Genomic DNA, 18,602 nt, shown 5'->3' with positions numbered 1-18,602 from the left:
GCATCCTTGAGACTTCCGGGCGGCTGGACGGGACATCTTTCGCCAACTTCGGCACAATGCCATCGCCTTTCGGGAACTTGCCGAGTTTGACGCGACTCATTAGAGGATGGTCATTCAACTGCGAACGACCTGCTCCTTCATTTTTCGGGAATTTTTAATATGTCTGCGTCGTCCCCCATCATTCTTGTAGTCGAAGACGACGATATCGTGCGCATGCTGATCGTCGATGTCCTCGAAGAGTTGGAGTACACGGTGCTCGAGGCTGCAGACGCCGAGGAGGCGCTGAAAGTGGTGCAGAACGCTCAGTCGATTGATCTGATGATGACCGACGTGGGGTTGCCGGACATGGACGGCAAACAACTGGCAACGAAAGTGCGTGAACTGCGCCCTGCTCTGCCGATTCTGTTTGCCAGCGGCTATGCCGAAAACATCGACGTGCCGGACGGCATGCAGGTGATTGGCAAACCCTTTTCGATCGACAAGTTGCGTGACAAGGTCAAGTCCATGCTTTCACCGATTTGATGTTGGCGCGTCCAGTGCCGCCTCCCGGGGCGGCTTTTTTGTGTCCGGCACGCAGAGATTTACGTGACCTGCGGCGAATAAAACCGGAAACTCAGCGCTTTGCCACGCCACTCAACCTATTTCTTCAAAAAGCACTCACGAAGGATGCAACAACATGATTGCAAAACCCACGCGCCTGCTGCTGGCGAGTCTCTCGATCCTCATGAGCACCGGCGCCTGGGCCGACTTCACGGCAACTCCGAGCGAAGCCCGGGTCATTGCCAAGCAAGCCTACCTGTACGGTTATCCGGTGGTGGAGATGTACAAAACGCTCTACACCCAGGCCGTCGATAAAGGCGGCGCTCATTTCAAGGCGCCGTTCAACCACATTGGCCATTCGTCCCCGGTGTTGACGCCCAAGGACGTCGGCGTAGCGACGCCGAACCTCGATACGCCCTACTCCTTCGTGTGGATGGACCTGCGCAGCGAGCCGCTGGTGCTGACGCTGCCCAAGATCGAAGACGAGCGTTACTACTCGGTGCAGTTGGTCGACCTGTATACGCAGAACATCGCCTACCTGGGCACCCGCAGCACCGGTAACAATGGCGGGCACTACATGATCGCCGGCCCCGACTGGAAGGGCCAGCAGCCGGTCGACGTGGACCGCGTGGTCTACAGCGAGAGCAACATCGCCTATGCCCTGTACCGCACGCAGTTGTTTGACGAGAAAGACCTGAGCAAGGTCAATAAGATCCAGAACGGCTATAAGGTGCAGCCGCTGAGCAGCTACGTGAAGCAGGCCGCGCCGGCCAAGGCACCCAAGGTCGAATGGCCCAAGCCCATGGCGACCATGACCGAAGGCCCCCAGCTGTTTCGCTACCTGAATTTCATGCTGGCGTTCGCCGCCCCCCAGGACAGTGAAAAAGCGCTGCTGGCAGACTTTGCCAAGATCGGCATCGCCCCTGGCGCTCCGTTCAAGCTCAACCAGTTGACGGCCGAGCAACGCAAAGCGCTGGAGGACGGTATTTCCGATGCGCGAGCCGAATTCGCCGCATTCAAGAAGGACAAGATCGACACCCGTCAGGTCGCCCGCAGCGACCTGTACGGCAGCCGTGACCGTCTGCAAAACAATTACCTGTACCGCTACGCCGGCGCCGACCTGGGGATTTTCGGCAATTCGCCCGACGAAGCCGTCTCGTTCACCTACCGTGACGACAGTGAAGGCAAACCGGCCAACGGTGCCCGTCATAGCTATACCGTGCACTTTGACAAGGACCAACTGCCGCCCGCCGATGCGTTCTGGTCATTGACCCTGTACGACGCCAAGACCAAGCAACTGGTGCCCAACCATAAAAAGCGCTACACGATCAATTCGCGCATGCTGGCGGGCTTGAAGCGCGATGCCGATGGCGGCCTGACCCTGGCCCTGCAACACCATGAGCCGCCCAAGGCGGAACAGGCCAACTGGCTGCCCGCCCCGCCCGCCCCGTTTTACGCGGTACTGCGCATCTACCTGCCCAAGCCTGAAGCCGGCAACGGGCAGTGGAAACTGCCACCGTTGACCCCCCTTAAATAACGCGACACGCCAGGCCGTTGTCAGGGAGCTGCATCGCATATGAATTGCTGGAATATCCTCGGCCTGGCGCCGGATGCCGATAGCCGCACGATCAAGCGCCAGTACGCGGCCTTGTTGAAAAAGACGCGCCCGGACGAAGACCCGGAGGGCTTCCAGCGCCTGCGCGAAGCTTATGAGGCAGCGTTGGCGTGGAGCCAGAACCCGCAGGAACCCGAGGATGACGTGCTCGTCGAGGATCTCGGCGAAACCCTGGCGCAGCAATACGACGCGGCAATGGTCAACGGCACCGCGCTGTTTCTGGAAATCCACCTGTTGCAGCGCTGCATCGACGGCGACCTGAGTGCCGAGGACACGCGCTGGGCCTTTGAGACGTTCAACTGGCTGACCGCCTGGCAACGGCTCGAATTGCCCAGCGCGCTGATCGACACCCTGGAGCGCCAGCACCGCGCCGAATTACAGCGACCGCTGTATGAGGCCCTTGGGCGGAAAGACGACGCCGCGTTCCTGACGGCCTATGCCGCCCGGCATGAGCATCCCTGGGTGAATAATCATCCCCATGCCGAGTGGTTCAATGAATGGTTGGCCAGGTTGCTTGCCAATCATCATTACTGGTCGAGCCGCGTGTTCGAAGCGGTGTGTGCCGGGCAGCACTGGCACGGCGGCGCCGACCATGGCTGCCCGGCCGGCGATTGGGCGCTCTTGTTGAAACGCCAGCAAGGGCCGGCCTTTCTCGCACGCCAACGGGCATTGGCGGCCGAACCGCCCTACAGCCCGGAGCAGCGCGCCGCGCGTTTACTGTTTGCACCAATGAGCCTGGGCCAGCGCCGTGCCTTCGCCCAGCGCTTCGACGAACAGGACTGGAAGGTCTGCCAGCAACTCAGCGCCGAGATCTATGCCGACCACGTCAGCGTCGCCGAAGCGATGCCCGGCGGCACGGTGTATTTCTGGCAGGGCTGGGATTCGGCTCTGGACACCTGGCCGTGGATCGTCGCGCTGGTGCTCAGTTGTCTGGTGGGCGTGCTGGTGCAGGTTGAACCCCTGGCCGGCATGGTCATTCCGACCCTGGGCCAGGGCATTCTCTGGTCGATAGGTGCCGTGATCTGCGCCGGCTTAGCCTGGCAGGGCTGGCGGCCGTTGGCTCATCATTATCGTGTGCTCGACGAACAACTCAGCCAGCGGTTACCGCGCTGGATCAGCCCGACCCACTTACCGTTGCTACCGATACGCGATCTGGCACCGGGTGTCGTTCTGGCGGGTGCGCTGGGTTATGTGTTCGGTCCGTTTGCCAGCTTGACCCTGGTGGTGGTGCTGGCGCTCGCGGGCTGGATCAAGCGGCCGTTTATGAACAGCCATACGCCCTGGACTGCCCGGCACCCACGCTGGGCCGTACTGGGCACCGCACTGTGCTTGATCAGCGCAGTCGTGCTGTACGCCGGTTTGAAGATACTCGACGATAGCCACCGGGTCACCCGCAACCAAGGCCTGCAACAGTGGACCGAGCGCCTGTGCAGCCGCATGCCACGCAGTGCAACCGAATGCCAGGCGCCCGCCACCCAGGCCCAGTGGTACGGCCAGGAGGACAAGCGATGAATCCGAAATGGCTCTTACCCATCGGCCTGGTGCTGGGCCTTGGGCTGCTCGGTGCCGCCGGCGCGACCAAACCCTTGCAATACGCGCAATTGTGGCTGGACCAACGTGACAGTCCAGCCACCGCCACGGCCAGCGCGCTGGCGCCCATCATTGATTGCGTGAACCGTATTGATCGGGACACCCGTTTGGCGTACTACCGCCTGCACGCCTCATCGCCGCCTGCGCCCGACCACGATAACTTTGGCGACAGAAACGAGCCGGAACCGCGCATTATCCAAGCGTCGGTGTGTTCGTCCTTGTACACCCTGAAACTGGAGCGCCAGCAACCCGGCAGCCGCTTGATCGGCCTGGCCAGCGTCTATGCCTACAAGCTGCAGAAATTCACCTCGCTGGCGGACATGATCACGCCAACGCCGCCGCCAGCAGGCCTGCCTCAGGGCGCTCAGCAAATGGTGGCCGAGGCCATGAATAAACAACTCCTCGCACAACTGGCCGACAAAGGTGAAGCCTACCTGGCGGTGTCCACCGAACTGCGCAGCCAGCTGGAACGTGAAGACCTGAGCGTGCGTCCCGCGCAGTTGGCGCGTATCGAGGCACGTTTTGGCCGTGACCTTCATTGGCACGTGCTCAATTACATGATCGCGGCGCGTCAGGCCATTGACAGGATTGAACACGATATGCACGACGCCAGCCTGACACCGCAGACCGTCGCCGTACTGACCGAAGCCGTGCAGAAGGCGGCGGACGACGGCAATGCCTACAAACGCCTGCATCCCAGCAGCAATCGTGATGAGGAAGCCTGGAACCTCTGGTATACGATTACTCCGGCGGCAGAGGCTTACCTCGCGGCGTTGACCACCCTTCGACAAGACTGGCTCGAACGCGCCACGCCGCAGCAACTGAGTGAGGATTACTACCTCGTCACCCGTCGCTACGACGCCCTTCTAAGCTACTACAACCGCCCTGCGCGCAATGCGTTCTAGTGTTTCTTGAGCTTCAGATAGGACTGATGCAGGTCGGACGCCCAGCCATCGATCACGCTTTTCATGTCGTCGGCCTTCATCACCTGCGAGTCGTTGGCCAGCGGCTTGCCGGTGCCTTTGCGTACCACCTGCGCAAGGACCTTGCCGTTGGCGCCATCAAGGAACTGTGCCTCGGTGCCCAAGGTGGTTTCCTGGTCCCGAATACCCGCGCCGGTACTCACCGCTGCCGCGACTAACGCCACTGGAACGAACTCATATGGCTTGAGGCCCTCGGTCTTGCTGCTGACCGCAGTGATTGCCGCACGGACCACGATCACGCCAGGGCCCGGACCGTTGGCCAAGGGCAATGACTTGGCCAGTTCACGCTGGAGCGCCTGGTTGAAATAGCGGTTGATGCCGTTGAGGGTGCTGTCCGGAATTTTCGCCGTGGCCTGGGGCTTCGGATAGAACTGAGTGGGTTCGATATACGCCGCGGTGTAACGGCTCAGGTCCAGTTTCGGATCGACCCAACGCATCACTGCAGCGCCCGACGGCGACTTGGCTTCCTTCAATTGGCTGTAGTTGGACAGAAATCCCGAATATTCATCCGGTGGCGTGATCTTGCTGGCGCAGCCCGCCATGCCGATTGAAGCGATGCACAGCGTGCTGATCATTAGCCTTGGCTTCATCATTGAACTCCCTGGCGGTCATCATCGTTAGAATGAGTTCTAGGTATAGACAATCCTGGGAGTTACACCTTACCTGACGCAGGACTTTTGACAGGCCTGCGCTTGAATAAACGCTTCAGCCGCGTTCGCGGGGGATCAGGCTCTGCAACTGCGACGCCAGGAAGTTCGCATCGAAGCCAAACGTGTCCGGGTCTTTCAGGCCATTGGTTTTTTTCCACTGCCAGTCGTTTTTATCTGCCGGCAACACCAGCGACACGCTGCCGTGCCGAGCCGCCGTCAGCCCCATCACGGCCACGCAAATCAGCCCGCCCGCCCCCATCACATCGGGCACAAATTCCACGGTTTTGCCGGTAATGTGCACGGTCAGTTTCTCGGTCTTGAACGTCGATGTTTCCACCGGCACACTCGGGCCGCTGGCCACGTAGGCTTCACGCTCGACGTCCAGCAACCCAACGGTTTTTACCGGCGCCAACCACTGCTCGATCTGCGCGAACAACTCATTGAGTTTCTGTGCCCAGCGGGCCGACTGCACGTCCAATTGCTGCTTTTTATGCGCTTCGCTGTCGGCGTAATGGCGAAGCATCTCACCCAGTTGCTGTACATCGTCCATTGCGGCATTCCTTGGTCAGCCAGGTTGGCGAGCCTTGATCATGGCAGATGCTGCGCTGCACCGTATGGCTTAAAACTGCACCGGTCATTTGGCCGCCAACTGCGTATGACTAATGCCCGACCAGTGGGTAAGGTGAAACCACATCCTCTGTAAGGAACATCACATGCGTACCATCGGCCTTATCGGCGGCATGAGCTGGGAGTCCAGCGCCGAGTATTACCGCATCATCAACCAGTGCGTGCGCGACCAGCTCGGCCCGCTACGCTCGGCGCAACTGTTGATGTACAGCGTGGACTTCGGCCCGGTGGAACAGGCCCAACACGCCGGACGCTGGGATGATACGGCGCTGATCCTTGAAGATGCCGCGCGCCGCCTGCAGGCCGGCGGTGCCGAGTGCGTGGTGCTGTGTACCAACACCATGCATAAGCTGGCGCCCCATATCGAAGCGGCAGTGTCGATTCCGTTCCTGCATATCGCCGATGCAGCCGCATTGGCCGCCGTGGAGGCCGGGACGTTGACGGTTGGTTTGCTCGGCACTGCCTTCACCATGGAGCAGGACTTTCTCAAGTCCCGACTGGCCGGCCACGGTCTGACAGTGCTGGTACCGGACGCGGATGAACGCAAGGAGGTGCACCGCGTCATCTATGAGGAACTGTGCGTCGGCGTGATCAGCGACACTTCACGCCGGACTTACCAACGCGTCATAAAGTCCCTGGCCGCGCGCGGCGCTGAGGCGATCATCCTCGGTTGCACGGAAATCGGCCTGTTGATCAAGCCCGAACACAGCGAGTTGCCACTGCTGGACACCACCGAGCTGCATGCGCAGGCTGCGGTGGCGTTTGCCTTGCAGGACTAAGCGCGCGCGCGCAGGCGCGCCATGCTGACGGTGTCGACAAACACCCCGTCACGCAGGGCGCTGTCACGCAGCACACCTTCCACTTCGAAGCCGAATTTACGGTACAGGCGTTGCGCCGCTTCGTTGTCGACGTACACCGTCAACTCCACGCGGTGCAGGTTCATCCAGTTGTCGGCCACGTCCAGCGCGGCCGTCAACAGGCGCGAGCCTACCCCCTTGCCTTGCCAGGCCGTGGCCACGCCCATGCCGAACGAGCCGACATGGGCCTGGCGCACGCGCAGGTACTGTTGCAGGCCGAGTTGGCCAATGACCTCGCCGCCATGCACGGCCACCAATTGCAGGCGCCGCTCATCGTCCATCACCAGTTTCTTACGCCACGCCTCCACCGACTGGAAAGGCATCTGCAGCACCTGACGGCATACGGCCGGTTCGTTATAAAGCGCCGCGACGCCTTCAAGATGGGCCTCGGTAAAGCGCTGGATGACGATATGGGGTTCAGGCGTGTGCATGGTGCTTCATCCTTTGAATAACACATGGCCGGCCAGTGTAGAGGCCCTCCCCGCTTGATGGCTAGGGCGCGGGAGCGGTCGACCACAAAGACGGCCAATCCCCGTAGGCCACTCCGGTGCAACGCGGCATCCTCTTGAATTCGCTGAGCTGGAACGCCTTGCCGTCAAATACCCACACGCCACCGCCGCCACAATCGCCGATCCCGCGTTGTTTGTAGAAGTAGCTCAAGGTGCCCGTGGCCGGGTCATACCCGACCGAGCCTTGCAGCGCCGCGTCCTCCAGTGGCAAGGGCTCAAGCTGCAGGGTTGTTTCGGCATACGGCGCCTGGCGCTGGCGGCTGACCACATCGTACTCACAGTTGTACGCCGCACAGTCATAACGCGCCACGGTCATTGCTTGCTGCGCCGTCAGCGCCCCGGCGCTGGCCTCGGGTTCGCTTCCGGTGCCGTTGACCTCGGGAGTGATGGTGCGCAGCGCCGTCGCTACCAGGCCGGCCTGTTCCTGTGCGGTCAACGTGGGTGCCCGCGGGAATTTGCGCAGTACGGGCGTCGGCAAACGCGCCGGCACGGCACTGGCCTCGCCTTTACCCGGCCGGACCAGGGCGGTGACGTTATCCACCCGCCCCTGCACGGCATCCATCAACAGCAGCGAAGCGCTCAGCCCGCTCAACGACACATGGGCGTCCTTGTCACCCGGTAGCTCCAGACGCTTGCCATCACGCAAGGCCTGCAACCAACGGCGGGCCGCGGCCTCCTCGATCACACCGTAGGACCGCAGCTCGGGATCACCGCCCTCATCGTCCAGTTCGACGTGCAGGTCCCGAGTCAACTCCAGGCCCAGCGGCTGACCGTCCAATCGCAAGGTGGCCAGGTCCAGCGCTTCGCCACGATGGTCGAAGCGCAAGCGCAGGTAGCCCTCGGCCCCGGCCTGATGCCAGATGTGCAACGTGAGGGAACTGTAGTCCTCTTCGTCGACCCCACTGGGCGCGCTGAGGGCATGGCAATTGCGCAGGTTGTCGCAACCGATCACCCATTCCTTGATTTCCCGCAGCAGCGGTACGGTTTCGGGCTTGGCTTGAACGAGGGTGGCGGTGCCGCTCAGCAGCAGGGCCAGGAGTACGGGGCGCAGCATGGGGACTCTCCGTGTCGAAAAGGTGCGGATTGTCCCATGTTCTGACGGGTGCGTCAGCGCTTGGCAGCCACCCGCCACACCCGCGCAATATCCGCCGCCCGCTCACTGAGCAAGCGCGGCGCTTCAGCACATGCCTGTTCCAGGCTGGTCGGCCCGGAGGGCAACGCGAATGCGGCATCGACGCCATGGGCGTACATCTGCTCATAACCATCGCCCAGGGTGCCTGCGATCACGATCACCGGCACGCCATGTTGCCGGGCGATGCGCGCCACACCGAAGGGCGTTTTGCCGCGCAGGGTCTGGGCGTCGAAGCGGCCTTCGCCGGTAATCACAAGGTCGGCGCCGCGCACGGCTTGATCAAGGCCGACCAACTCAGCCACGACCTCCACACCCGCACGGAACTGCGCCCCCAGGAAGGCTTTGGCGGCGAAGCCCAGGCCGCCCGCCGCGCCGCTGCCGGGTTCGTCGCGTACATCGCTGGGCAACACACGAGCGCAGTGGTCGGCGAAGTGGCCGAGTGCAGCGTCAAGTTGGCCGACCTGCTCAGGGGCGGCGCCTTTTTGCGGGCCGAAAATCGCCGATGCGCCCTGGGGACCGCACAGTGGGTTATTCACGTCGGCGGCAATTTCAAAGCGCACCTCGGCCAAGCGCGGATCCAAGTGTTCGAGGCTAAGACGAGCCAGGCGCGACAAGGCCAGGCCTCCAAGGGCCAGCGCTCGCTCCTGGGCGTCGAACAATTGCACCCCCAACGCCTGCATCGCCCCGGCCCCGCCGTCGTTGGTGGCGCTGCCGCCAATCGCCAGGATGATGCGTCGGGCACCGGCATCCAGCGCCGCGCGGATCAGCTCGCCGGTACCAAAGGTGCTGGTAATGCAGGCGTTGCGCTGACCGGGCGGGACCAATTGCAGGCCGCTGGCTTCGGCCATTTCGATGATGGCCGTGTGGCTGTGCGCCAGCCAGCCCCAGCGCGCATCAACCTTGGCCCCCAGCGGTCCGTGCACCGTTTGGCGGCGCAGTTCGCCGTGGCAGGCGGCGAGCACCGAATCTACCGTCCCTTCACCGCCGTCCGCCATCGGACACTGGATCAACTGCGCATCCGGCCAGACCTGGGCCAACCCGTGGGCGATGGCCCGGGCGACGCCTTCGGCACTCAGGCTGTCCTTGAACGAGTCGGGGGCGATGATGACTTTCATGGGCTTTCTCCGGTTTTTATGACGCCCATGCTGCCAGTTGGCACCGGAATTGACGCCGGTCCGATGCACAAGTGCGGCTGAGGTTTGTTGTTCATTCCGACAAAGACTGGGGCAGCAGCTGCACGCCGAGATACAACGCGAGCATGCCGTCCAGGGTCAACGGATCGACTCCGCTGAGTTCGGCGATGCGTTCCATGCGGTAGCGCAGGCTGTTGCGGTGAATACCCAAGGCATCGGCGCAGGCCTGGCTTTGGCCGTCGTGCTCGCACCAACTGCGCAGGGTGGCCAGCAGTTGACCGTTGCTGTCCTTGGCCAACACTTTACGCAACGGGCCGAGCAGCTCATCGAGAGCATCGTCGTTGCGATGGCGCCAGAGCATCACCGGCAGGCGGTAACGGTTGAGCGTGAGCAGCCGTGAATGCGGCAGCACGTCGCGCCCGTAGGCGAGCAAATCGCCGACACGTCGATAGCAGCGGCGCAGCCCGGCCAGCCCGTCGGCCTGGCCACCGACTGCCACGCGAAGGATGTTCCAGCCCTGGCCTTCGAGCTTTTCCAGCAGCCGGGGATTGTCCACCTGAACGGCCGCAGGCCGGCACCACAACAGCGAAAATTGCGCCGAACTCACGCACCAACTGTCCGGGTAACGCGCGGTCAGCCAGGCGCTCAATGCTTGCGCCGATTGGCCGGCGCCCAGTTCGAACAGGTACGGCGTGCGCGCCAATTGCGGCTTGAGTCCCATCTGCCGGGCCTCATCGACCAGGCGCGGTGAATCGCCGGTTTCGGCCAGCAATAATGCCAGCAGGTCGTCACAACGCTGGCGTCGCCATTGCTGTTCGGCTTGTTGATGACGATGACTGACCAGCATTTCGGCGGTCATGCGCACCAGTTCGGCGTACGTGCGCAACTGCTCCGGTTCGCCGGTGAGGCCAAGTACGCCAATCAGGCGCTGGTCGTGCATCAGCGGCAGGTTGATGCCCGGTTGCACCCCCTTGAGATGCCTGGCGGTATGGCCGTCGATTTCCACCACGCGGCCATTGGCGAGCACCAGTTGCGCGCCTTCATGGCGGGTATTGATCCGCTCGGCTTCACCGCTGCCCAGGATCAGCCCTTGACTGTCCATGACGTTGACGTTGTAGGGCAAAATCGCCATGGTCCGATCGACGATATCCTGCGCCAGGTCATGATCCAGCTCGAACATGGGGGCACTTCCTCAAAAAATCCTGAAAACAGGGTTGTTCATCGGCACAGCGCAAACCCGGCTTGCCTGTGCGCGAGCACAAAGACAGCCCAGCGTTGCGTGGCCGAGACTCATAGGGCGATCAACGTTACCCGCGCATCGCGAAAAATCATAATAAAGAGAGAGTCCCATGTCCCAGAGCGCCGCTGCCACACTGGCCACCGATGACGATAAAAACGCCATCTACAAGCGCATTACCCTGCGCCTGATCCCGTTCATTTTCATCTGCTATCTGTTCAACTACCTCGACCGAGTCAACGTTGGCTTTGCCAAGTTGCAGATGCTCGATGCACTGAAATTCAGCGAAACCGTGTACGGCCTGGGTGCCGGGATTTTCTTTATCGGCTACGTGCTGTGTGGCGTGCCAAGCAACCTGGCACTGACCAGGTTCGGTCCACGGCGTTGGATTGCGTTGATGATGATTGTGTGGGGCACCCTGTCCACCTGCCTGCTGTTCGTGACCACCCCGACGCATTTCTACGCCTTGCGCCTGCTGACCGGCGCCGCCGAGGCCGGCTTCTTCCCCGGTGTGGTGCTGTACCTGTCGCAGTGGTTCCCGACGTTCCGCCGTGGGCGGATCATGGCGCTGTTCATGTCGGCGATCCCGGTGTCGGGTTTGCTCGGCAGCCCGTTTTCCGGCTGGATCCTCAACCACTTCGCCGCAGGCCAAGGTGGCCTGGCGGGCTGGCAGTGGATGTTCCTGCTGCAAGGCATCCCGACCGTGATCCTCGGCGCCCTCGCCTACTTCCTGCTCAGTGACAGCTTCGCCAACGCCAAGTGGCTCACGCCCCACGAGCGCGCGGTGCTGGAAGCCGACCAGGCTACCGACCTGGCCAACAAACCCAAGACCACCACCGACTCCCTGGCTGAGGTGTTCAAGAACCCGGCCATCTGGGCCTTTGGCCTGATCTACTTCTGTATCCAGAGCGGTGTGTACGCGATCAATTTCTGGTTGCCGTCGATCATCAAGAACCTGGGCTTCAGCGACAACCTGGTGATCGGCTGGCTTAGTGCGATCCCTTACTTGTTGGCGGCGGTGTTCATGTTGCTGGTGGGGCGTTCCGCCGATTTGCGCAAGGAGCGCCGCTGGCACTTGGTGGTGCCAATGTTGATGGGGGCCATCGGCCTGATGATTGCGGTGAATTTCGCTACCACTCCGGCCCTGGCAATCCTCGGCCTGACCATCGCCACCATGGGCGCCCTCACCGGCCTGCCGATGTTCTGGCCCGTGCCCACCGCGATGCTCAGCGCAGGTGCGGCGGCCGGTGGCCTGGCGCTGATCAATTCCATGGGCCAGATGGCCGGTTTCCTCAGCCCGTATATCGTCGGCTTCGTCAAGGATGCCACCGGGTCCACGGATCTGGCGCTTTACCTGCTGGCAGCGGTGATTGTGGCGGGTAGTGTGTTGGCGTTGCGGATGACGCGGGCCTTGAAGATGTAACCGACCGATAAATGAGTCATAGGGCGCCGGCCAACGGCGCCCGAACATCAAGTGAAAAACTGTTATTGATTATATCAAATGACCTTTTTAAACCTGTCAACTTTAACAGTATCATTGTTTCACTGATCCACCTTAGGCTGCGTTGTCATTCGACGTTTAATCAACGAGGACTACGCAGATGGAACAGGCGAATAACACTACTGCAATACTTACAGCAACGGGCAACCTCCAAGCCAAAATAACCGGCGCTATCAATCACAACTACAATGTAAGTCAGGGCGAATTAGCCAAAGGCGAAAATGGTTGGAAAATCACCTCTATTGAATTTATAGATGGCAAATCCAGGTATGAATTCCAATTTCGCATCCCTTCTTTGCCTGACGACGGCAGTGAGCACAAGTACTCGTTAAACAACGTGAATGCGCTAGGGTACTTTTATGATGGTTCTCGTTTATTCGTGGCGTCGGTGGGGGAAATCACCGTGACACTGAAAGATAACCGGATGAGGGGGAGCTTTCATTTCTCAGCCTACCGGGAGGATGACTCAACGCATAAGATTGAGGTGAGTGAAGGGGCGTTCGACTTGCAAAATGATGCTGGTAGTTTCACCGCCAGGCTGGACGGACCAGGTCAACCGTATCCCGAGTTCACTGCGAGGCAGGTTGGAATAAACTTCCATGATCGTCCGGATGGGCCGATGCCTTCTTATTATGTTACAGAGGGTCGCATTGTTAACTATGACAACATCCCCTCCTCTGAAGACAGGATTTCGGTATTTACCAATAAAGGTATCGCGCCGGGTCGTTATCAACTGGACCTCACCACTGATAACGTACGCGTACATTTTTTGCGCATAGGCGGACTTTCCATCGGCACTCAAGCCTATAAAGGCGAACTTATAGTAGAAGAAGTCGCCGACAGCGGGCATGCAAAAGGTAGTTTTAACTGTACATTTATAAATCGCGATGAAGAATTTACCGCCGCCGGAAAATATGACGTATTCCAACAATAACCTTTGCTTGCCGGCATTAATATCCAATCAGGGCCAGACTCATACCGCAGTGTCATTTTACGAAGCAAAATGACTGATTGGGTGCGGCGTGAAAGTCTGGCCCTTAGGTTTCGAAGCGTTTACAGCAGACCGCCGCCGTCGATATCGATGATCGCGCCAGTCATATACCCATTCTCCATGGCCAGCACATACCCCGCCGCCACTTCCTCTGCCTGCCCTACCCGGCCAACCGGCAATGCACCACCGGCCTTGGCGAACATTGCCAGGCGCTGCTCCTCGGCCAACCCCGCATACGCCGGTGTATCGATCACCCCCGGGCTGATCACGTTGACGCGACGCGGCGCCAGCTCTTTGGCCAATTGCTTGCCCAGCGCTTCGGTCGCGGCATTGATGCCGACCTTGATGAACTGGCCCGGCAGGAATTTACGCCCCAGTTGCCCGGAGGTCAGGCTGATGCTGCCGCGCTCATCCAGAAATGGCAGGGCCAGTTGAATCGCCCGCAATGCGCCCCAGAGTTTCACATTGAAATTGCCCTGAGCTTCCTCAAGGTCGGTCTCGCTCAAGTGTTTGGCGCGTACCGAAGGGCCAGACGTGTACACCAGATGGTCAAAGCGCCCGACTGTTTCGAACAGACGTTGCAAGGACAGCGCGTCGGTGACATCCACCGGTTCGCTGCGCACGCCGTTGTCGGTACTGGAAGACAAGCGCCGCCCGGCCAGCACCACCTGAGCGCCGCGCGCAGCCGCCGCCTTGGCCACCGCTGCGCCAATACCGCTGCTGCCGCCGATCACAATCACGGTTTTGCCATTGAGGGGAGATGTCATGGGAAATGTCCTGGGGAGAGAAAGTGAGCGTTCATCTTCCCAGCTTGGCAATTGACGAAAAATCCCGGTAAAACGACAAGATCTTTAAAGGATTTTTACAAATGAGTTCCATCCTCGACCTTGAAGTCTTTGTGCGCACCGCCGACACGGGCAGCCTGTCCGCCGCTGCCCGCGGCCTGGGCTTGACCCCCGCAGCCGCCAGCATCGCCCTCAAGCGCCTGGAAACTCGGCTGGGCACTCGCCTGCTGGCGCGCTCCACTCGCAGCATGCGCCTGACCGAAGAAGGCAAGCACTACCTCGACAGCGTGCGCGAGGCCCTGGCGGCGCTGGCCGAGGGTGAGCAGGCGCTCAAGCAGCAAGGCCAGGGGTTGACCGGCCTGCTGCAACTGGCCGCGCCCTCGGATTTCGGGCGCAATGTGGTGCTTGGCTGGCTGGATGAATTCAAGCGGGAACACCCGAATATTCGCTTGCAATTGCTGCTTAACGACAGCAATGCCGACCTGTTCCGCGACACCGTCGACATCGCCCTGCGCTTCGGCATACCCCGGGATTCGAGCCTGGTGGCACTGCCGGTGGTGCCGGGCCACCAGCGCATTGCCTGCGCCAGCCCCGATTACCTCTTGCGCCATGGCACCCCCACCACGCCGGCGCAGTTGGCACAGCACACTACGCTGCGCTACATGCGCCAGGGCCGGGCCAACAGCACCTGGTTTTTTCGCCAGGGCAACGACCTGCAGGAGGTCGAAGTGACCGGCGACTACTTGAGCGACGACGGTGAAATCGTGCGGCGCTGGGCCTTGGCCGGCCACGGTATTGCGTACAAGGCCAACCTGGATATCGCGCGGGATCTCAAGGCCGGCCGCCTGGTGCAACTGCTGCCCGACTGGCAAGGCGAACCCACACCGTTCAATCTGATGTGCCCACACCGCCTGCAAGTGTCGGAGCGGGTGAAAGTGTTGCATCGATTTCTGCAGGAGCGTTGCCAGGCCTTGCTGAATCCATGAAGAAATGCCCCAAGGGCTTGTTGCAGAGCCTCTGAGTCTGGTATTGCATCGGGTCACGTTTCCCAGACTTGAGGAGCTTTGCATGATTTACCGCACATTGGGCCAGTCCGGCTTGAAAGTCAGCGCCTTGACCCTGGGCAGCATGATGTTTGGCGAACAGACCAACACCGAGGACTCGCTGCGCATCATCGACAAGGCCTGGGACCAGGGCATCAATTTTATCGACACGGCGGACGTGTACACCGGCGGCCGCTCCGAAGAACTGGTCGGCGAAGCCATTGCCCGCCAGCGCCAGGATTGGGTGGTGGCGTCCAAGGTCGGTTTCGGCCCGCCGGATGGGTTGCCCAACCGCAGCGGCCTGAGCCGCAAGCGGATCTTCAATGCGCTGGAAGCCAGCCTGACCCGTCTCGACACCGACTATCTGGACATCTACTACCTGCACCGCGAAGACCACGCCACGCCGCTGGAAGTGACTGTATCGGCGATTGGCGACCTGATTCGCCAGGGCAAGATCCGCTACTGGGGCCTGTCCAACTATCGCGGCTGGCGCATTGCCGAAGTGATTCGCGTGGCCGAGCGCCTGGGCGTGGACAGACCGGTGATCAGCCAGCCGCTGTACAACATCGTCAACCGCCAGGCCGAGGTGGAACAAATCACCGCCGCGGCGGCCTATGGCTTGGGCGTGGTGCCCTATAGCCCGCTGGCCAGGGGTGTGCTGAGCGGCAAATATGCGCCGGATGTCACCCCCGAACCTGGCAGCCGCGCCGCGCGCCAGGACAAACGCATCCTGGAAACCGAATGGCGCGTGGAGTCGCTGCGCATCGCCCAGCAGATCCAGCAATACACCCAGGGCCGTGGCATAGGCATCGTGGAGTTTGCGATTGCCTGGGTGCTGAACAACGCAGCAGTGAGTTCGGCGATTGTCGGGCCGCGCACCGAAGCGCAGTGGGACGCCTACACCGGTGCGCTGGATGTGAAGATCACGGCAGAGGATGAAGCGTTTATCGATTCGTTGGTCACGCCGGGGCATTCGTCCACACCGGGGTTCAATGATGTGAGCCACTTTGTTTCGGGCCGCGCGGTGCGCGCATAAGCAGCCTTTCGGGCGGATCTGGAAGCCTATGGGGGGTCGACAGCTCCCACATTCGAGCTGCGTAAACCGACCATTTTGAGTCATTTTCCGTCTTCCGCCCCAAAACGGCGCACCCTCCGCCGTTAAAAGCACCATAATCCGCTTCTCGATTCTCTTTCTTTATTCAAATCGGCTTCGCGAGGACAGCGTGTCTAAAGGTGTTGTGTTATCGGTATCGGCCTCGGTGTTGTTTGCCGTCATGTATTACTTCACGTCGCTTCTCACGCCGTTGAGCGGCCTGGAGATTTTCGGCTGGCGCATGCTGCTGACCGTGCCTTGCATGACGGTGTTCATGATCGTCAGCGGCGAATGGCGGCGAGTGCGCGACTTGCTGCGCGTGCTGGCGGCCAAGCCTCGATGGATTGCCGGTGTGATGCTGTCGTCGACGCTGCTTGGCCTGCAATTGTGGCTGTTCATGTGGGCGCCGCTGAACGGGCGCAGCCTGGATGTGTCGGTGGGTTACTTCCTGCTGCCGCTGACCATGGTGCTGACCGGTCGCCTGGTGTGGGGCGAACAGCTTTCCTACCTGCAAAAAATCGCGGTGTTTTTCGCTGGCCTTGGCGTGCTTAACGAGTTGTATCAGGCCGGCGGATTTTCCTGGGCGACGCTGGTGGTGATCATCGGTTACCCGCTGTATTTCATCCTGCGCAAATACCTCAAGACCGATCACCTGGGCGGGCTGTGGCTGGATATGGCGCTGATGCTGCCGGTGGCCTGGTGGTTTGTGCAAAGCGGTGAACAAGGTTTTGCGGTGATGGATACGCACCCCAAGCTGTATGCGTTGATACCCTTGCTGGGCCTGATCAGTGCCTCGGCCTTGGTGAGCTATATCATCGCCAGCCGTTTGCTGGCGTTCAGCCTGTTCGGGCTGCTCAGTTATGTCGAACCGGTGTTGCTGCTGGTGGTTGCCCTGCTGCTGGGTGAAGGGGTCAAACCGGGGCAATGGCTGACCTACATTCCGATCTGGATCGCCGTGATGGTGCTGGTGTTCGAAGGGTTCAAGCACTTGGTGCGCCAGCAGCGAGCCTGATGCCCAGACAATAAAAAGCCCGGCCGGGGTTGTCCTCGGCCGGGCTTTTTTTCAGCCTTAGTCGGTGGTCAGCACACCACGACGTACCTGGTCCCGCTCGATGGACTCGAACAACGCCTTGAAGTTGCCCTCGCCAAAGCCATCATCGCCTTTGCGCTGGATGAACTCGAAGAATACCGGGCCCATCAGGGTTTCCGAGAAGATCTGCAGCAGCAGACGCTTGTCGCCTTCAATGGACGAACCGTCCAGCAGGATGCCGCGCGCCTGCAACTGATCCACCGGCTCGCCGTGGTTCGGCAGGCGGCCTTCGAGCATTTCGTAGTAGGTGTCCGGCGGCGCGGTCATGAAGCGCATGCCGATCTTCTTCAGCGCATCCCAGGTCTTGATCAGGTCGTCGGTGAGGAAGGCCACGTGCTGGATGCCTTCACCGTTGAACTGCATCAGGAACTCTTCGATCTGCCCGGCGCCCTTGGACGATTCCTCGTTGAGCGGGATACGGATCATGCCGTCCGGCGCGCTCATGGCCTTGGAGGTCAGGCCGGTGTATTCGCCCTTGATATCGAAGTAGCGCGCTTCCCGGAAGTTAAACAGCTTCTCGTAGAAGTTGGCCCAGTAGACCATGCGCCCGCGATACACGTTGTGAGTCAGGTGATCGATCACCTTGAGGCCTGCGCCTTGCGGGTTACGGTCCACGCCGTCGAGGAAGACGAAGTCGATGTCATAGATCGAGCTGCCTTCGCCGAAACGGTCGATCAGGTACAGCGGCGCGCCGCCGATACCTTTGATCGCCGGCAGGTTCAATTCCATCGGGCCGGTCTCGATATGGATCGGTTGCGCGCCCAGTTCCAGCGCACGGTTGTAGGCTTGCTGCGAGTCCTTGACGCGAAACGCCATGCCGCACACCGATGGGCCATGCTCGGCCGCAAAATAGGAGGCGATGCTGTTGGGCTCGTTGTTGAGGATCAGGTTGATCTCGCCCTGGCGGTACAGGTGCACGTTCTTGGAACGGTGGGTCGCAACCTTGCTGAACCCCATGATCTCGAAGATCGGTTCCAGGGTGCCCGGGGTCGGCGATGCGAACTCGATGAATTCAAAGCCCATCAGGCCCATTGGATTTTCGTATTGGTCGGTCATGGCCGGTACCTCATCATTCTTGTGGATAGCAATTGATTATTTGCAAGCAAGGATGAGAGGTAAGGGAGGCGCGCAGGACAAGCCTCGCACGCTGCGGGCGAGGAAGTCACCAAAGATGAGGGGGGAGCCGTGTCGCTTCATGGTGTCATCAGTCTCTGACGGCTTAGGCT

Annotated in this window: 18 protein-coding genes; 10 read left to right on the top strand and 8 right to left on the bottom strand. The window is 60.8% G+C overall.

Features of this window, described 5'->3' with window-relative positions; all coding sequences use genetic code 11:
* The first annotated feature begins 159 nt into the window (after positions 1–159).
* The 4 genes from PSH66_RS15160 to PSH66_RS15145 all read left to right on the top strand — a co-directional run bounded on the left by PSH66_RS15160 (position 160) and on the right by PSH66_RS15145 (position 4,650).
* Entirely contained in the window at positions 160–522 is a 363-nt protein-coding gene (locus PSH66_RS15160) for a response regulator (protein WP_141063797.1), read from the top strand.
* Between the two features lie 154 nt (positions 523–676).
* Positions 677–2,077 carry a DUF1254 domain-containing protein gene (locus PSH66_RS15155; RefSeq protein WP_003173858.1) on the top strand — a complete coding sequence of 467 codons (1,401 nt, stop codon included), beginning with the start codon at positions 677–679 and terminating at the stop codon, positions 2,075–2,077.
* Between the two features lie 39 nt (positions 2,078–2,116).
* Positions 2,117–3,667 (top strand): J domain-containing protein, encoded by a 1,551-nt coding sequence (locus PSH66_RS15150; RefSeq protein ID WP_305429560.1) that lies wholly within the window; start codon positions 2,117–2,119, stop codon positions 3,665–3,667.
* Positions 3,664–4,650 carry a DUF3829 domain-containing protein gene (locus PSH66_RS15145; protein WP_305429559.1) on the top strand — a complete coding sequence of 329 codons (987 nt, stop codon included), beginning with the start codon at positions 3,664–3,666 and terminating at the stop codon, positions 4,648–4,650. Before PSH66_RS15150 ends, PSH66_RS15145 begins: the two co-directional genes overlap by 4 nt.
* On the opposite strand, the gene PSH66_RS15140 is transcribed toward PSH66_RS15145, so the two are convergent.
* The gene (locus tag PSH66_RS15140) at positions 4,647–5,318 is read right to left on the bottom strand and encodes a DUF3313 domain-containing protein (protein WP_003173855.1); all 672 of its coding nucleotides are present in this window, start codon (positions 5,316–5,318) and stop codon (positions 4,647–4,649) included. The genes PSH66_RS15145 and PSH66_RS15140 overlap by 4 nt on opposite strands.
* 115 nt (positions 5,319–5,433) lie before the next feature.
* Entirely contained in the window at positions 5,434–5,928 is a 495-nt protein-coding gene (locus tag PSH66_RS15135; RefSeq protein WP_003173854.1) for a hypothetical protein, read from the bottom strand.
* A gap of 163 nt (positions 5,929–6,091) precedes the next feature.
* Between PSH66_RS15135 and PSH66_RS15130 the strand changes: the two genes are divergently transcribed.
* Positions 6,092–6,784: an aspartate/glutamate racemase family protein gene (locus PSH66_RS15130; protein WP_305429557.1), complete on the top strand. Its 693-nt coding sequence runs from the start codon at positions 6,092–6,094 to the stop codon at positions 6,782–6,784.
* On the opposite strand, the gene PSH66_RS15125 is transcribed toward PSH66_RS15130, so the two are convergent.
* From PSH66_RS15125 to PSH66_RS15110, 4 genes are all read right to left on the bottom strand, one after another.
* Positions 6,781–7,293, bottom strand: a complete 513-nt coding sequence (locus PSH66_RS15125; RefSeq protein WP_003173852.1) for a GNAT family N-acetyltransferase — start codon at positions 7,291–7,293, stop codon at positions 6,781–6,783. The two genes, PSH66_RS15130 and PSH66_RS15125, sit on opposite strands and share 4 nt — an antisense overlap.
* Before the next feature lie 61 nt (positions 7,294–7,354).
* A complete protein-coding gene (locus PSH66_RS15120) occupies positions 7,355–8,425 on the bottom strand; it encodes a DUF1176 domain-containing protein (RefSeq protein WP_305429555.1) in 1,071 nt (356 codons plus the stop codon).
* A 53-nt stretch (positions 8,426–8,478) separates the two neighbouring features.
* Positions 8,479–9,618, bottom strand: a complete 1,140-nt coding sequence (locus PSH66_RS15115; protein WP_141063801.1) for a glycerate kinase — start codon at positions 9,616–9,618, stop codon at positions 8,479–8,481.
* A gap of 91 nt (positions 9,619–9,709) precedes the next feature.
* Entirely contained in the window at positions 9,710–10,816 is a 1,107-nt protein-coding gene (locus PSH66_RS15110) for a sugar diacid recognition domain-containing protein (RefSeq protein WP_305429553.1), read from the bottom strand.
* Between the two features lie 169 nt (positions 10,817–10,985).
* On the opposite strand from PSH66_RS15110, the gene PSH66_RS15105 reads away from it, so the two are divergent.
* The gene (locus PSH66_RS15105; protein ID WP_305429551.1) at positions 10,986–12,296 is read left to right on the top strand and encodes an MFS transporter; all 1,311 of its coding nucleotides are present in this window, start codon (positions 10,986–10,988) and stop codon (positions 12,294–12,296) included.
* A 178-nt stretch (positions 12,297–12,474) separates the two neighbouring features.
* On the top strand, positions 12,475–13,308 hold the full coding sequence (locus PSH66_RS15100) for a hypothetical protein (protein ID WP_305429550.1): 834 nt from the start codon (positions 12,475–12,477) through the stop codon (positions 13,306–13,308).
* A gap of 119 nt (positions 13,309–13,427) precedes the next feature.
* Here the strand turns inward: PSH66_RS15100 and PSH66_RS15095 are convergent, their stop codons facing one another.
* Positions 13,428–14,132 carry an SDR family oxidoreductase gene (locus PSH66_RS15095; RefSeq protein ID WP_305429548.1) on the bottom strand — a complete coding sequence of 235 codons (705 nt, stop codon included), beginning with the start codon at positions 14,130–14,132 and terminating at the stop codon, positions 13,428–13,430.
* A 101-nt stretch (positions 14,133–14,233) separates the two neighbouring features.
* On the opposite strand from PSH66_RS15095, the gene PSH66_RS15090 reads away from it, so the two are divergent.
* The 3 genes from PSH66_RS15090 (at position 14,234) to rarD (ending at position 17,298) form a co-directional block, all read left to right on the top strand.
* Positions 14,234–15,136, top strand: a complete 903-nt coding sequence (locus tag PSH66_RS15090) for a LysR family transcriptional regulator (RefSeq protein ID WP_141063805.1) — start codon at positions 14,234–14,236, stop codon at positions 15,134–15,136.
* Between the two features lie 82 nt (positions 15,137–15,218).
* Complete coding sequence (locus tag PSH66_RS15085; RefSeq protein WP_305429547.1) at positions 15,219–16,229, top strand: aldo/keto reductase; 1,011 nt, start codon at positions 15,219–15,221, stop codon at positions 16,227–16,229.
* Positions 16,230–16,416: 187 nt separating this feature from the next.
* Positions 16,417–17,298 (top strand): EamA family transporter RarD, encoded by an 882-nt coding sequence (gene rarD / locus PSH66_RS15080; RefSeq protein WP_042945735.1) that lies wholly within the window; start codon positions 16,417–16,419, stop codon positions 17,296–17,298.
* 57 nt (positions 17,299–17,355) lie between these two features.
* Here rarD and hppD read toward each other — a convergent pair whose 3' ends face one another.
* Positions 17,356–18,432 carry a 4-hydroxyphenylpyruvate dioxygenase gene (hppD, locus tag PSH66_RS15075; RefSeq protein ID WP_003173843.1) on the bottom strand — a complete coding sequence of 359 codons (1,077 nt, stop codon included), beginning with the start codon at positions 18,430–18,432 and terminating at the stop codon, positions 17,356–17,358.
* Positions 18,433–18,602 lie beyond the last annotated feature (170 nt).

Origin of the sequence: Pseudomonas sp. FP597 (genome assembly GCF_030687435.1) — a bacterium.
In the GTDB taxonomy this organism is placed as follows: domain Bacteria; phylum Pseudomonadota; class Gammaproteobacteria; order Pseudomonadales; family Pseudomonadaceae; genus Aquipseudomonas; species Aquipseudomonas lactucae.
Note: the sequence above shows the minus strand (reverse complement) of the source record. Positions and strands in the feature narration are given on the sequence as shown.